The following is a 14,438-nucleotide window of genomic DNA, read 5'->3' on the forward strand; positions in this document are numbered from 1 at the left end:
AGGCGCCCTTTTCATTTGCCGCGCGGCAGGCCAGAACTAGACGGTAACGGGAACCGATTCATGAAATCCTCGCTCGAAGAGACGTTGCTTTCCGCCATCCGGACGATTCCAGACTATCCGAAGCCGGGCATCCTTTTTCGCGACATCACCACGCTGCTTGGCAATGCGCGCGCCTTCCGCCGCGCCATCGACGAGCTGGTGCATCCTTATGCCGGCCAGAAGATCGATAAGATCGCCGGCATCGAGGCGCGCGGCTTCATCCTGGGCGGCGCCATTGCGCACCAGCTTTCGGCCGGCTTCATCCCCATTCGCAAGAAAGGCAAGCTGCCGCATGAAACGGTGCGCGTCGCCTACAGCCTGGAATACGGACTGGACGAGATGGAGATGCACAAGGATGCGGTCACGCCGGGCGAGAAGGTGATCCTCGTTGATGACCTGATCGCGACCGGCGGCACCGCCGAGGGCGCCACGAAGCTGTTGCGCCAGATGGGAGCGGATATCGTCGCCGCCTGCTTCGTCATAGACCTGCCCGATCTCGGCGGCCGTTCGAAGCTGGAAGCGCTGGGCGTCGATGTCCGTACGCTGATCGCCTTCGAGGGGCATTGAGGTGAATGGTGAATAGTGAGTAGTGAATAGCAGGCAAAGATGGCTTGCCCCAATACGGTTGCCTATTCACCATTCACCATTCCACCTGCACCAGCACCGCGCTTTCGAATTCCAGCACCTTGTCACCGGAAGAATCGAGAGCTTCGGCGCGAATGCTGAGCAGCCGCCAGCCCGGCCGTGAGGCGATCGGGCGATGGGCGACGCCAGTGCGCGTGAAGGTGATCGTCTCGCCGGCATAGACCGGCTTCAGCCATCTCAGATTCTTGAAGCCGGGTGAGGGTCCAAAGACCGGCAGCGGACCGGGGCCGGTCCAGCGCCTGCCTTCGGTCTCCATGCGGGTTGCGAGATTGTACTTCATCCATGTCGAGGCGGTGTGCCAGCCTGACGCGCAGAGCCTTCCGAAGACGCTTTTCTTTGCCGCTTCCTCGTCCACATGAAAGGGCTGCGGGTCGTACTTCCTGGCGAAAGCCTTGATCGCCTCAGGCTCGAACTTGTGCGATCCAAGCATGACGGTGACGCCAATACCGAAGAACTCGTCGAGGGTCATGCCCCACCTACGGCGTCACGGGACAGAAACATGCCGGTGTTTTCCAGTTCGAGCACCGTTTCGCCGCGCTGGTTGGAAAGCTCGCTTTTTACCGTGATGAAGCCCAGGCCAGGCTTCGACTTCGACATGCGCTTTGCCAGAACGGTGCTTTTGCCTGTCAGCGTGTCGCCTGCCAGCACCGGCTTCTTCCAGCGCACATAGTCCAGGCCCGGCGACCCCTGCGAGGTGGAATCCAGCAGGAAGCCGTCGCACATCAACCGCATGAACATCGAGCAGGTGTGCCAGCCGGAGGCCGAGAGGCCGCCAAGGATGCTTGCCCTGCCGGCTTCCTCGTCCAGATGCATCGGTTGCGCATCAAACTCACCGGCGAATTCGACGATCTCCTCGGCGGTGACCAGTTTCGATCCCAGCGCGATCGAGCCACCCTCAATGAAATCCTCGAATGCCCATTTCTTGCCGGTCATCGCTGAATCCTGTTCATGCTTGAACGACACCATGGCGGCTTAAACCCGCATCCGCAAGCCGGCAAATGGCCAGTGTCATCGGGCCAGCCGGCCTTCCACGGAAGAAGGCCCTACAGCCAGCCGCGCCGTTTGAAATAGAGAAACGGGAGGATGGCCGAGACAAGCATCACCGCTAGCGCGAAGGGATAGCCGAGCATCCATTTGAGTTCCGGCATGATATCGAAGTTCATGCCGTAGATGGAGGCGACCAGTGTCGGCGGCAGGAACACCACAGCGGCCACTGAGAAAATCTTGATGATACCGTTCTGCTCGATGTTGATCATACCAAGTGTCGCGTCGAGCAGGAAGGTCACCTTCTGCGACAGGAAGGTCACATGGTCGGTCAGGGACAGCACGTCACGGCTCAGCGTCTTGACGCGGGCGCGCAGGTCCTTGCCGTTCTTCTCTGTCGCCATGACATGGCCAAGGAAACCCGAAAGCCGCTGCAGCGAGACCAGGCTTTCGCGCAGGTTCGAGGCCAGATCTTCCTTGCGGCCGATCTGCTGCAGGATTTGCTTGAAATCGCGGTCGCGCTTCGTTGACTTGGTCTCGGACGACTGGAAAATGCCGCGCGAAACCTCGTCGATGTCCCGCCCGGCGCGCTCGATGATGTCGGCGAGGCGGTCGACGATCGCTTCCAGCAAATTGATCAGGATGCTCTCGCCGTTGGTGCAACCGGTCGAAACCTTTTCGGCGCGCATTGGGAAGGTCTGGAAAGCGCGTGGTTCATGATAACGCACGGTCACCAGCCGGTTTCCCGCCAGCACGAAGGTGACCGGCGACATCACCGGGTCGTCGCCTTCGGTATGTGCCGGCAGCGTGGCGGTCATGAAATAGGCGCCGTCCTCGACATAGAGGCGGCTTGAGATCTCGATCTCCTCCATCTCCTCGCGTGTCGGAATGCCGACGCCGATCCAGCTCTCGATGGCGGCTTCTTCTTCCCTGGTTGGAACCAAAAGGTCGGCCCAGACGACCTGTTCGCGATTTTGCAGAAGGTCGTCCACCAAACGCAGCCGGCCATTGTCCACGACGAAGGCTTTGATCATCGCCGGTCTCCTTGTCTGGAGTCACTGTTGCGCCCGTGCAGGGCGCGGTTGAAGCGGATTGCGCGGGATGGACGGTCTTCGAAGGGAGGATGAGAATCGCGCGCCGACGCCCCATAGACCCGGCGGCAGATGCGGTCAAGGCGCAGGATTGGCGCACCGGCAGGTGCGCCTCACCCCGCGCCTTGCGCGAAAGGACCGCAGGCTTCGCGTTCAGTCGCCGAGCGGGTTGATGTCGTCCACAAAGCGCAGCAAGTCGACAAAGGTGAAGTCGCCGGCCTTTGCAGAGGGCAGCGTCGGTTTCCAGTTTTTCACCTTCCACAGGAAGGAATTCTGGTCGCCATGAATGAGGCCGACGAACACTTCCGCGATGATGGTTGCTCCGACCGGACCTAGCAGCTCGCCATTCTGGCGGACTTTCGCTTCCTTGAGAATGTAGTACCAGAGCGGGGTGGCCTTATCGAGGCCTTGCTGCTTGGCTACCGCACCGTCCGTCGAGCCATCCGAGTCGGAGGCGATCTCCGCCGGCGTCAGCGGATTCTTGATTTTCATGTGTGTGGCCACGTCCTGGCCGGACGGCAGGCCGAGATTGACGCCACGCTTCAGGTTGCGGAACGCGAGGATCTTCATCACGCCGGTTTGGCCCGGCAGGTCGCTCAGCGATGACGCGAGATACGGGTCGATTTTGCGCGAAGGCGTCGTGACGACCGGCGCCCCGCCGCTGTTGCCCAATTCGTAGAAGCGCCGCCAGTCGATGATCCAGTTGGAGGGCAGCGTCGGGAAGCCGCCACCGCCACCCGCCGCGAGATCGCCAAAGATCTGTCCCGATAGGCCTGAGAACAGGAAGAACAGGGAAAAGTCCTGCGGCGTGTTGAACACCTTGTTGTGCGTGTAGCGCTGGCGCACCATCGAATGGCCGATCCGGTAGGCAGCGGCGGAGAATTCCACCGGCATATAGGGCACTTTCTTGAAGCGGTAGAATTTGCGCCCGTCGTGCAGGATTTTCTTGACGATGCCCTTTCCAGCCAGCCGCTCGACCCAGTCATGCAGCACGATCCACTGATGATGCCATGTGACGATGCGCCGGGCTTCGGCGAAGAGGTCGGGCGGCGGATTGGGGCCCGCCGCCAGCATGTCGCAGACCTTGTTGTGGAATTTCAGCATGGCCAGGTGCGTCTGGGAGACGAGAAGGTTCTCGTCGTTGCGGTGGTCGCCGATCAGCGCGAAACCCTCGGGGCTGCGCGGCAGGTCATTGCGGAATTCGCCCTCGCCGGTGTTGACATTCTTGCCGATCAGGAATTTCGGCCCGTGCTTGTTTCCCGCGTCCGGATTGCGCGCATACAGGTGAGGACTGCCGTCCAGACCAAGGCCGTAGAGGCAGTCGAGGTCGACGCTTGGCGTGCGGAAGTTCTCGATGCCCAGCGGATCCTTCTCCTTGTCACCCAAAGAGGTCAGGTCGAGCGTGATGTCGTGGTCGATGAATTGGCCGAGATAGGTGAAGCCGGCGGGAATGTTGGGATTGTTGCCTGCGGCGATGTTGGGATTGTTGTCGACCATGGCGTTGGCCAAGGCCTGCAGTTTCGCGTCGCTGACATTGAGCGGGGGAAGTTTCGGAAACATCCGCCCGAACATGCCGGGATCCTTGTTGCCGGATAGCGCGTCGAGCAGTGCACGGGTGGGATGGCGACCGGCAACGCCGTGACCGGGGGTCGTCTTGACGGCGTCCGCGGTTTTCTCAAGTGACGCGACTTTCGCGGCAAACGCCGCTGCGGGAGATTCTTTAGGCTTCAGTGACATGGCAAACTCCTACGATCGTATCGGAGCCCGATTGGACCGATACTTTGGGAATGCCCCTCGTTCAGAAGCTAATGCAATGTTTGCAAGAACAGCGGCTCAAGGAAAAGTTCTCTTGAATCTAGGCTGTCGTCTTTTTTGTTTTACGCGCCATGATGCAGTCTTCCGCGACAATATTCAATGATGTTGTATGATTTACCTATGACGATTTGTTCTTGTGGTTCACAATGGGCTGAATGCAGGTTCCGAAATCGCCAAAGAGAACAGCACTTTGCTTTGCAAGCACATGGCGCTCACTTGCATTTGAAATGCGAGGCTGGAAGGTTGGCCGCGGCGACAAGCCGGAGCCAATTGCATCGGAAAATGGCCCTCGCCAACTAGGTGTTGAACTTGAACAGCATCACGTCGCCATCCTGCACCACATATTCCTTACCTTCGTCGCGCGCCTTGCCGGCCTCCTTGGCCGCCACTTCGCCGCCCAGCGTGATGAAGTCGTTGTAGGCAATGGTCTGGGCCCGGATGAAGCCGCGCTCGAAGTCGGTGTGGATGACACCCGCCGCCGCGGGGGCCTTGGTGCCGCGCTCGATGGTCCAGGCGCGCGTTTCCTTGGGGCCGGCGGTGAAATAGGTGATCAGGTGCAACAGGTCGTAGCCGGCGCGGATCAGCTTGTCGAGGCCGGGTTCCTCCAATCCCATGGACGCCAGGAATTCCAGTTCCTCGGCATCGGGGAGCTGCGCCACTTCGGCCTCGATCGCGGCCGAGATGACCACAGTGCCGGCGCCTTGCGCCTCGGCCATCTTCTCCACTGCCTCGGTGTGTTCGTTGCCGGTGGCGGCATCGGCCTCCGCGACGTTGCAGACATAGAGCACCGGATGCGAGGTCAGGAGGTTGAGCCCCTTCAGGATGGCAAGTTCCTCGTGGGCGATGCCTTTCAGGAGCACGCGCGCCGGCTTGCCGTCCTGCAGCAGGGCCAGCGCCTTCTCCATCATCGGCAGGACGGTGGTGGCTTCCTTGTCCTTGCCGCCGGCGCGCTTGCGGATCTGCACGATGCGGCGTTCCAGGCTTTCGAGGTCGGCCAGCATCAGTTCGGTCTCGACCGTCTCGGCGTCGGCGACGGGGTCGATGCGGCCTTCGACATGGGTGATGTCGTCATCCTCGAAGCAACGCAGCACATGCACGATGGCGTCGACCTCGCGGATGTTGGCGAGGAACTGGTTGCCCAGTCCTTCGCCCTTCGAGGCGCCGCGCACCAGGCCGGCGATGTCGACGAAGGAAATGCGCGTCGGGATGATCTCTTTCGACTTGGCGATCGCGGCGATCTTTTGCAGGCGCGGATCCGGCACCGCCACCTCGCCGGTGTTCGGCTCGATGGTGCAGAACGGATAGTTGGCCGCCTGCGCGGCAGCGGTGCGCGTCAGCGCGTTGAAAAGCGTCGATTTGCCAACGTTGGGCAGCCCAACGATGCCGCATTTGAAACCCATGGTCTTCAAGTCCTATCGGGAAAGGAGAATTTGCTCAGGGCTATGGGCGAAAGGGTCGACGATCGTCAAGCCTTGGATTGTCTGGCCGTTCTGCAAATCCTCGGAAAGGAAGTGGGTGCAGCCGAGATCGACGGCCGAAGCGAGCAGCAGGCAGTCCCACCAGGAGAAGGAGGTTTTCAGTCGGATGGTTCGTGCAGTGGCGACGATCTGCAGGTCAATCGAACTCGTTCCGAGAAAGCTCAGTTCATCGACTTCGGCGAAAATCGACGCTGCTGACAGGTCCTGCCTCTTGCGAAGCATCACATTCGTCACTTCGTTGAGCACCTGCAGATTGGTGCAGGCGATATCCCTTCTGACGATTTCACGCAGCCAGCGTAGTGCCGTCTCCACCTTATCGGTCAGGTTCCGGTCGCGCGTGTAGAGCAGGACATTGCTGTCGACGAAGAACTTAGCGGCGGGCATTTCGTTCTTCGGCCGTCGGCATCCGTCCATTCTCGGAAATATTCAGTTTGGGTCCTGCGAAGAACCGTTCAAGAGCCTCGAGTCGGCGTTTTCGCGCCTCTTCCTCGGTGTTGTCGGGCTCTTCGCGGGAAGGCTGCCGCAGGCGGTCGGCTATGTACCTGGATACGCTCTTCCCCGCCTTGGCCGCTTCGATGCGCGTCGTGCGATGAAGTTCGTCGTCCATCGATATGGTCACATTCTTCATTTCCACGACCTCACGAAAACACGAAGTTCGTGTCAATTTAATGCGCCGTCTGCCGGACATCAAGATTGCCTTGCAGACGATGTGCATCAATCCTTGCCGAACAACCGCTTCAGCATGGCGGCCATCGGGCCGGTTTCGGGAATTTTCACCGGAGCCGCCTGCGGTCGCGCCTGGCGGATATGGCTTTGCTGCTTCGGGGCAGGGCGGTCCGGCTCCGGCTTCGCCTTGCCGCCGCCGGAAACGGCAAGGCTGGCCTTGTTCATGAAACTCGAATCGTCGCCCTTCGCCAGCAGGCCGGCATTGTCTGCAATCGCGTCAAGCAGCGGCTCCAACCACTCCTGGTCGGCCTTGGCGAAGTCGCCCAGCACATGGCCGTGCACCAGCTCCTTGACGCCGGGGTGGCCAACGCCGATGCGCACACGGCGATAATCCTTGCCGATATGCTGGTCGAGCGAACGGATGCCGTTGTGACCGGCGGAACCACCACCGGTCTTAACCCTCACCTTGCCCTCGGCCAGCTCGATCTCGTCGTAGAAGACGGTCAGCGCGGAGGGGGCGAGCTTGTAGAAACGCATCGCCTCGCCGACCGACTGGCCGGAGAGGTTCATGAAGGTCTGCGGCTTGATCAGGATGATCTTTTCGCCAGCGATGACGCCTTCGGCGATAAGGCCCTGGAATTTCTTCGACCAGGGCGAAAAGGAATGGCGGCGGGCAATCGCGTCCGCCGCCATGAAGCCGGCATTGTGCCGGTGGTTCGCATATTTGGCGCCCGGATTGCCGAGACCTGCAAAGAGCAGCATCTGAACGTTCCTCCAGGCTTCCGGAGATTACTCCCCGGTCTTTTCCTCTTCCTCGACTTCCTCGACCACTTCCGCGGTCTCGACCGGCTCAGGCTTCATCGCCGAGGAACCGGCGATCGTCGCGATGGTGAAGTCGCGGTCGTGGATGATCGGACGCACGCCAGCCGGCAGCTTGACAGCCGAAATGTGGATGGAATCGCCGATATCCGTGCCGGCGAGATCGACGGTGATGAATTCCGGGATCGCATTGGCCGGGCAGTGGAACTCGACGTCGTGGCGCACGATGTTCAGCACGCCGCCGCGCTTGATGCCAGGCGACTTTTCTTCGTTGATGAAGTGCACCGGCACGTTGACGTTCACTTCGGTGTCCTTGCCGATGCGCAGGAAGTCAACATGCATCGGGAAGTCCTTGACCGGGTCAAGCTGATAGTCCTTCGGCAGGACCTGGATCTTCTTGCCGCCAACGTCGATCGTCGCGATGGTGGTCAGAAAACCGCCGCCGTGGATCTTGTAGTAGACGTCCTTGTAGGACAGGGCGATAGCCAGGGGAGGCTGTTTGTCGCCGTAAATGACTGCAGGCACTTTGCCGTTGCGGCGAACTTCACGGGCGGACCCCTTACCGACCAGTTCGCGTGCTTCGGCCTTGAGCTCGTAAGTATCGTGGCTCATGGCATTTCCTTTCGCGTTATTGGAGCATTTCCGTCCGCCGCCGAAGCGGGTTCCCGAAAATGTCGAAAGCCGCGAAATTCGCGGCCCTCATCCGCGTTGCCTCCAAGGGTGTCTACGCGGGTGGCGGCTCTATAGCGGAAGGCGGCGGCAAGCGCAAGATTGGCCGGCTTTGCCAGCCCGCGGCTTGAAAACCCGCCTATGCATTCTCGGCCGCGAAGCAGATCAGGTTGCCGTCCGGATCGGCCACGATAAAGGTGCGGGCGCCCCATGGCTCGGTGCGCAGGGCTTGATGAAAGGCGACGCCGCGTTCCTGATATTCGAGAAATAGCGATTTGACCGCTTCGACGATGACGGTCGCGGAAAGAAGGTCTTCTCTCGCCCGCAATTCCGCATCGAATATGGGGCGGTCGACATGGCGAAGGTTCAGCCGTGCGCCGTCGCGGCTGACCTGTCCGTAGAATGGCGGCTCGCCGTAGGTGAAACCGACCTCGAAGCCGAGCTTTTGTACATAGAAGTCGCAGGATTTTTCGATGTCGGAGACGAAGAGCTGCGGCTCGGCAAGAGCCAAAAAGGGTTTGGTAATCGTGCTGCCGGTCTGGTCGCTCATTGTCTTCAGGCCTTTCTTCAGCGCCTGCCAGCTTTCGAACCTCGACAACAGCCCTTCTCAGGGCCGCTTGCCGTTTTTCCAGCGCGGCTTGGTCTTGATCCTTTTCGGCCCTTCGCCAGGCGCGCTGGCCGGGCGTGCCGCCTTTGGCTTGAACTTGCCTTTCTTGTTGGCGTTCCAGCCGGTGCGTGTGGGTTCGTCGGCCGGCGGTGCGCCTTCGACCCGCGTGATCGAGACGCCTTTTTCGATAACGCCGCCCTTTTTGATTGCCGCCGCAAAGGCTTCGGCCTTCTCGGTGACGATCTCGACCAGCGATTCCGCTTCGTGGATCTTGATGGCGCCAACCTCGCGCTTGGTGATGTGGCCGGCCTTGCAGATCATCGGCAACAGCCAGCGCGGCTCTGCGCGGTGCTTGCGGCCGACCGAAACGCGGAACCAGACGCCGTTGTCGAAACGCTCAGACGGCCTGTCGTCGCGCTCGAAATTGCCGGCGTTGCGGTCGCGTTGCGTGAAGGCAGCAATCGGCGTGTCGGCCAGTTCTTCCGGCGCCGGGCGCAAGGCGAGCTGCTGGCGCAGATAGGCGGCGGCGATGTGTTCGGCGCTATGTGCTTCCATGAGCTCGCGCACGAAGGCCAGCTCTTCCTCGTTAGGCGCTTCGGACAGCGCCGGATCTTCGAGAATGCGCTGGCGATTGCGCGCCTCGATGTCGGCGCTGGTGGGAGCCGCAATGGTGGTCGCCTCTAGCTTGGCGAGCTTCAGCACGCGGGCGGCCGCGCCACGGCGATGATGCGGAACGATCAGCGCGCAGGTGCCCTTGCGGCCGGCGCGGCCGGTGCGCCCGCTGCGGTGCAGAAGCGTGTCCGGGTTGGTCGGCATGTCGGCATGGATGACCAGGTCGAGATTGGGCAGGTCGATGCCGCGTGCCGCAACGTCCGTCGCCACGCAGACGCGGGCGCGCCCGTCGCGCATCGATTGCAGCGCGTTGGTGCGTTCGGCCTGGCTGAGTTCGCCCGAGAGCGCCACGACGGAAAAGCCGCGGTTGGCCAGCCGGCTCGCCAGATGTTTCACCGCCTCGCGGGTGTGGCAGAACACGATGGTGTTCTGTGCATCGACATAAAGCAGCGTGTTGATGATGGCGTTCTCGCGGTCCGGCGGCGCCACCAGCACCAGCTGGTATTCGATGTCGCCATGCTGCTGGCCTTCGCTGGTGGCGGTGATGCGCCGCGCGTCCTTCTGGAAACGCTTGGCAAGCAGCGCGATGGGTTTGGGCACCGTCGCCGAAAACATCAGCGTACGCCGCTCGGCGGGTGCTGCCGCCAGGATGAACTCGAGATCCTCGCGGAAGCCGAGATCGAGCATCTCGTCGGCTTCGTCCAGCACGACGGCGCGCAGCTGCGAAATGTCGAGCGAGCCGCGGGTGATGTGGTCGCGCAGCCGGCCGGGTGTGCCCACCACGATATGGGCGCCCTGTTCCAGCGCCCGGCGCTCCTTGCGCATGTCCATGCCGCCGACACAGGAGCCGATGCGCGCCCCGGCGCCGGCATAGAGCCATTCCAGTTCGCGGCGCACCTGCAGGGCAAGTTCGCGGGTCGGCGCGATCACCAGCGCGAGCGGCAGGCCGGCCTCGCCCAGGTTTGCCTCGCCGCGCAGCAGCGTCGGCGCGATCGCGATGCCGAAGGCGACAGTCTTGCCGGAGCCGGTCTGGGCCGAGACCAGGAGATCGGCGCCGTCGGCTTCCGCCGTCAGCATGGCTTGCTGCACGGGCGTCAGTGTCTCGTAGCCACGGGCGGCCAATGCGGCGGCGAGCGCCGGCGCCATTTTTTCGAAGTCGTTCATGGATCGGCTTTCAATGGGAGAATGAGCCGGCAATGCGGCATTTGCCGCGCCAGCTCCAAATTTGAACTCATCCCTAAAGCGCAAAAGCCAATGCGGCAAGCAGCGAACGCGAATAGCTGCCGTGCCGATTTGCCTCAAGCCAGCAGGCCGCGGGTTCCGTCCGGCTGTCTCGTAGCGTCGACGCGTGTCTGATCCACGCAAAAAAGATCGGTGCCAGCGCATCGTTGAGCGTTGATCGCTGCTGGCGAAAAGCTTAGGATCGCTCTGCCGGGGGCATGGTGGACTCCCCGTGAGGCTTCTTGCCCAAGTTCCGCCTTCGCTGATTTACGCGGAGGAAAACCATGCCCAGGAGAAACTTACCTCAACAACTGATCCCGCTCGTCGGTACCGACCGCTGCCCGCTCCTCATCGACGTGCGAAGGGCGAGCGCTCTTTCCGCGTCGCCGGTCCGCATTGCCGGCGCCATCTGGCGCGACCACATGTCGGCGCATGAATGGCTGCCACAATTGCCGGATCGCCGGCCGATCGTCGTCTACTGCACGCATGGCCACAATGTCAGCGAGATCGCCACGGCAACACTGACCGCGGCCGGCGCCGACGTGGCGATGCTTGAAGGCGGCATCGAAGCATGGGTCGCAGCAGGTGGGCCGACGATCGCCCGCGATGCAGCCGGTCTCGACGCAGGTCTGGCGGTGCCGAGCGTCTGGGTGACGCGGGAGCGGCCGAAGATCGACCGCATCGCCTGCCCGTGGCTGATCCGCCGCTTCATCGACCCCCTGGCCGTGTTCCATTTCGTCAATGCCGAATGGGTCAAGGACGTCGCCGACGAAACCGGCTGGATACCTTTTGACATCAAGGATGTGTTTTATTCGCATCGCGGCGAGGAATGCACGTTCGACACGCTGATCTCGGAGTTCGGCCTTACCGATCCCGCACTCCTGCATCTGGCAAAAATCGTGCGCGGCGCGGACACTGCGCGTCTGGATCTCGAACCGCAGGCGGCGGGGCTTCTCGCCATCTCGCTCGGCCTGTCGGCGATCGAGGAAGACGATCTGCAACAGCTGGAAAAAGGCTTGAACGTCTACGATGCGCTCTACGGCTGGTGCCGCTATGCGACTGCCGAAACCCATAACTGGCCGGTGAAGGCGCCATGACCATGACTGATACCGACGAGGCTGTGGCGAGCGTCTCCGCGACATTTGCGACGGCGCCCAGTTTCGCTGAAACCGTTCGCGTTTTCGGGAAAATCGGCCTCTTGTCCTTCGGCGGCCCGGCCGGGCAGATCGCGCTGATGCACCGTGTGCTGGTCGACGAGAAACGCTGGCTCGACGAGCCGCGTTTCCTGCATGCACTGAACTATTGCATGCTGTTGCCCGGTCCGGAGGCAATGCAGCTTGCCACCTATGCCGGCTGGCTGCTGCACGGCGTTAAAGGCGGGCTCGCTGCCGGCCTGCTTTTCGTGCTGCCGGGGGCTGCCGTCATCACGCTTCTGTCGGCGGTCTATTTGCTGGTCGGCGATGTGCCGCTGGTGCAAGGCCTGCTGTTCGGGCTGAAGGCCGCGGTGCTCGCCGTGGTGCTCGAGGCGCTGATCAAGGTTTCGAAACGCGCGCTGAAAAACGCTTTCATGGTGGCGCTGGCGATCGCCGCCTTCATCGCCATCGCGTTCCTGAAATTGCCGTTTCCGCTGATCATCGCGGCGGCTGCGGCATGCGGCGCGCTTCTCCATTTCCTGGGGTATGGCGCAAAGTCCGGCGACGGAGCAGCGGTGGCTGAACCGGCCCGCGACATGCCGGAATGGACGAAGCCCAGCGCACGACGCTTTGCCTCAACGCTCGCCGTCTGGCTGGTGATCTGGTTCGGCCCGCTGTTTGTGCTGCACGCCACGCTCGGCGGCGGCAATGTCTTTGCCGCCGAAGCAACCTTCTTCTCGAAGATGGCGGCGGTGACCTTCGGCGGCGCTTATGCGGTGCTCGCCTATGTCGCGCAGCAGGCCGTCGAGGTGCATGGCTGGCTGAAGCCCGACGAGATGCTGACAGGGCTCGGTCTTGCCGAGACAACGCCCGGGCCGCTGATCCTGGTGCTGGTCTTCGTCGGCTTCCTCGGCGGTGCGCGTCTCTCCGGCCTCGCGCCGATCGCCGGCGGGCTCGCGGGTGCGGCGGTCACGCTGTGGTTCACCTTCGTGCCATGCTTCCTGTGGATCTTCGTCGGCGCGCCCTATGTGGAAACGGTGCGCAATGTACGCTGGCTGGCCAGCGCGCTCTCGGCGGTTACCGCGGCGGTGGTTGGCATCATCGCCAATCTCGCCGTCTGGTTCGCGCTGCATGTGCTGTTCGCCTCTGTCGGCGAACGGGTTCTGGGGCCGTTGTCGCTGCCGGTTCCGGATTGGCCGAGCTTCGATGCCGCCTCCGCCCTGATTGCCATCGCCGCGAGCTTTGCGCTCATCCGCTACAACGCCAACATGATTGTCGTTTTGGCCGCAGCGGCGCTGGCGGGGATGGCCGTGCAACTGATCAGATGAGCTACAGCGCGTCGCGCCGAATGGAATTCGGCGGCCACGCTGTAGCTTCTCAGTTGTGCATGTCGTTTCTCCCGAAACCGAGGACACTTTCGGGCGATATATGCATTAGCTGCTGGCGGTGGCGTGTGACCGGTATTTGCCCTTGCCGGTCGCCTTGGCTGCATAGAGGGCGCGATCCGCATTGGCCATCAAGACAGTTGGCTCGCAGCCGTCGGCTGGAGCGGTGACGCTGCCAACGCTCGTTCCGATATGCACGAGCCTGCCGACACCGATCTCGAACGGGCGCGAAATGGCATTAATGACCCGCTTCGCCAGCAAGGCGGTTTCGACCGACGTGGCTCCCGGAAGAAGGATGACGAATTCATCGCCGCCGAGCCGGCAGGCACTGTCGTTTTCGCGCGTTACGTGGACCAATCGCCGCGCCACCGCCTTCAGCAACGTATCCCCGGCGGCATGACCAAATGCGTCATTGATCGGCTTGAAGCCGTCGAGATCGAGATACAGCAGTCCGAAACTGCGAACGGCTCCCTTGTTGTCGAAGACCGCACACATCTTGTCCAGTTTATCTTCAAGGAACATCCGGTTGGGCAAACCCGTCAGAACGTCCGTCATGGCGAGCTGGAGATTCAAATGCTCGGCCTTGACCATCCGGAGGGTGACATTGTGGTTCTGCAGCATGATTGCGTACATGCCAGGAAGGCAGATCAGCACCTGGAGACCCAGCACGAACGTTCCAGTGTGGGCAGACATGAGGGCCGCCACGGCATAGGGGACACCGACGAGCGCCATAACGAGGCCGCCAAAGCGGGGCGTCGCTGCATTGCGCGACGAGACCGCGCCGACGACACCCGCCACGTTCATTCCTGCCTGCGCCACCAGCAGGCCGTTTCCGCTTGTCACGCAGAGCAGACATGCCATTCCCAGCAAGGCGCTCCAAATGCCGCCGGCCAGCATCAACTGTGCCATCAGCCTGTCCGGGTTGTAGGTTTTGCCGCCTTCGCTCCTCGCGATGAGCGCAAAGCGAATGAGAACCAGCGCAAGATCGGCCATCAACCAGAAATACGGCCACAATTGCCCCGTCACCACGGCCGCGGTCAGCGCCGACACCGCAATGCTGATCGAGCCGACGACAAGCGCAATTTTGCGTTGGTTGACTGTCTGGGCCAGCCGGAGACGGATATCCAGTTGTTCAGGCGTTCCGGTCGAACTCAGCCAGAGGAAGGCTTGAGAGGCAAGTTTTCGAAACAACCCGAATGGCTTTGTGTCTGTGCCGTGCAACGCCGAATCCTGATTCCCGAGCAGACACCCCCCTCGCGCAGGTATTGCGCTGT

At 61.9% G+C, this 14,438-nt stretch carries 16 protein-coding genes; 4 read left to right on the forward strand and 12 right to left on the reverse strand.

The features are described 5' to 3' along the window. Positions 1-60: 60 nt before the first annotated feature. Positions 61-606 (forward strand): adenine phosphoribosyltransferase, encoded by a 546-nt coding sequence (locus tag F3H98_RS12130; protein WP_149760424.1) that lies wholly within the window; start codon positions 61-63, stop codon positions 604-606. Positions 607-679: 73 nt separating this feature from the next. Here F3H98_RS12130 and F3H98_RS12135 read toward each other — a convergent pair whose 3' ends face one another. The 9 genes from F3H98_RS12135 to F3H98_RS12175 all read right to left on the reverse strand — a co-directional run bounded on the left by F3H98_RS12135 (position 680) and on the right by F3H98_RS12175 (position 8,149). Then, positions 680-1,153, reverse strand: a complete 474-nt coding sequence (locus F3H98_RS12135; RefSeq protein ID WP_149760425.1) for a MaoC family dehydratase — start codon at positions 1,151-1,153, stop codon at positions 680-682. Beyond that, complete coding sequence (locus tag F3H98_RS12140; protein ID WP_149760426.1) at positions 1,150-1,617, reverse strand: MaoC family dehydratase; 468 nt, start codon at positions 1,615-1,617, stop codon at positions 1,150-1,152. Before F3H98_RS12140 ends, F3H98_RS12135 begins: the two co-directional genes overlap by 4 nt. Before the next feature lie 110 nt (positions 1,618-1,727). Then, on the reverse strand, positions 1,728-2,702 hold the full coding sequence (gene corA, locus F3H98_RS12145) for a magnesium/cobalt transporter CorA (RefSeq protein WP_149760427.1): 975 nt from the start codon (positions 2,700-2,702) through the stop codon (positions 1,728-1,730). A gap of 210 nt (positions 2,703-2,912) precedes the next feature. Then, a complete protein-coding gene (locus tag F3H98_RS12150; protein ID WP_149760428.1) occupies positions 2,913-4,496 on the reverse strand; it encodes a peroxidase family protein in 1,584 nt (527 codons plus the stop codon). Between the two features lie 374 nt (positions 4,497-4,870). Next, the gene (ychF, locus tag F3H98_RS12155) at positions 4,871-5,974 is read right to left on the reverse strand and encodes a redox-regulated ATPase YchF (RefSeq protein ID WP_149760429.1); all 1,104 of its coding nucleotides are present in this window, start codon (positions 5,972-5,974) and stop codon (positions 4,871-4,873) included. Between the two features lie 12 nt (positions 5,975-5,986). Beyond that, positions 5,987-6,436, reverse strand: a complete 450-nt coding sequence (locus F3H98_RS12160; RefSeq protein ID WP_188130405.1) for a PIN domain-containing protein — start codon at positions 6,434-6,436, stop codon at positions 5,987-5,989. After that, complete coding sequence (locus tag F3H98_RS12165) at positions 6,423-6,680, reverse strand: hypothetical protein (protein ID WP_149760431.1); 258 nt, start codon at positions 6,678-6,680, stop codon at positions 6,423-6,425. The genes F3H98_RS12160 and F3H98_RS12165 overlap by 14 nt, the downstream gene beginning before the upstream one ends. A gap of 86 nt (positions 6,681-6,766) precedes the next feature. Continuing rightward, positions 6,767-7,480: an aminoacyl-tRNA hydrolase gene (pth, locus tag F3H98_RS12170; protein ID WP_149760432.1), complete on the reverse strand. Its 714-nt coding sequence runs from the start codon at positions 7,478-7,480 to the stop codon at positions 6,767-6,769. A 27-nt stretch (positions 7,481-7,507) separates the two neighbouring features. Then, positions 7,508-8,149 carry a 50S ribosomal protein L25/general stress protein Ctc gene (locus F3H98_RS12175; protein WP_149760433.1) on the reverse strand — a complete coding sequence of 214 codons (642 nt, stop codon included), beginning with the start codon at positions 8,147-8,149 and terminating at the stop codon, positions 7,508-7,510. Positions 8,150-8,208: 59 nt separating this feature from the next. On the opposite strand from F3H98_RS12175, the gene F3H98_RS32290 reads away from it, so the two are divergent. Then, the gene (locus tag F3H98_RS32290; protein WP_280177988.1) at positions 8,209-8,337 is read left to right on the forward strand and encodes a hypothetical protein; all 129 of its coding nucleotides are present in this window, start codon (positions 8,209-8,211) and stop codon (positions 8,335-8,337) included. An 8-nt stretch (positions 8,338-8,345) separates the two neighbouring features. Here F3H98_RS32290 and F3H98_RS12180 read toward each other — a convergent pair whose 3' ends face one another. Together F3H98_RS12180 and F3H98_RS12185 are read right to left on the reverse strand one after the other, a co-directional pair. After that, positions 8,346-8,804 carry a bleomycin resistance protein gene (locus tag F3H98_RS12180; protein WP_244621680.1) on the reverse strand — a complete coding sequence of 153 codons (459 nt, stop codon included), beginning with the start codon at positions 8,802-8,804 and terminating at the stop codon, positions 8,346-8,348. A gap of 9 nt (positions 8,805-8,813) precedes the next feature. Next, on the reverse strand, positions 8,814-10,589 hold the full coding sequence (locus F3H98_RS12185; protein ID WP_149760434.1) for a DEAD/DEAH box helicase: 1,776 nt from the start codon (positions 10,587-10,589) through the stop codon (positions 8,814-8,816). 341 nt (positions 10,590-10,930) lie between these two features. Here F3H98_RS12185 and F3H98_RS12190 point away from each other — a divergent pair, with 341 nt between their 5' ends. Together F3H98_RS12190 and chrA are read left to right on the forward strand one after the other, a co-directional pair. Then, on the forward strand, positions 10,931-11,743 hold the full coding sequence (locus F3H98_RS12190; RefSeq protein WP_149760435.1) for a chromate resistance protein ChrB domain-containing protein: 813 nt from the start codon (positions 10,931-10,933) through the stop codon (positions 11,741-11,743). Further along, positions 11,740-13,107, forward strand: a complete 1,368-nt coding sequence (gene chrA / locus F3H98_RS12195; protein ID WP_425294836.1) for a chromate efflux transporter — start codon at positions 11,740-11,742, stop codon at positions 13,105-13,107. Before F3H98_RS12190 ends, chrA begins: the two co-directional genes overlap by 4 nt. Before the next feature lie 105 nt (positions 13,108-13,212). Here the strand turns inward: chrA and F3H98_RS12200 are convergent, their stop codons facing one another. After that, positions 13,213-14,385, reverse strand: a complete 1,173-nt coding sequence (locus F3H98_RS12200) for a GGDEF domain-containing protein (protein WP_149760436.1) — start codon at positions 14,383-14,385, stop codon at positions 13,213-13,215. Positions 14,386-14,438 lie beyond the last annotated feature (53 nt).

The organism is Neomesorhizobium albiziae (assembly GCF_900114255.1).
GTDB lineage: Bacteria > Pseudomonadota > Alphaproteobacteria > Rhizobiales > Rhizobiaceae > Neomesorhizobium > Neomesorhizobium albiziae.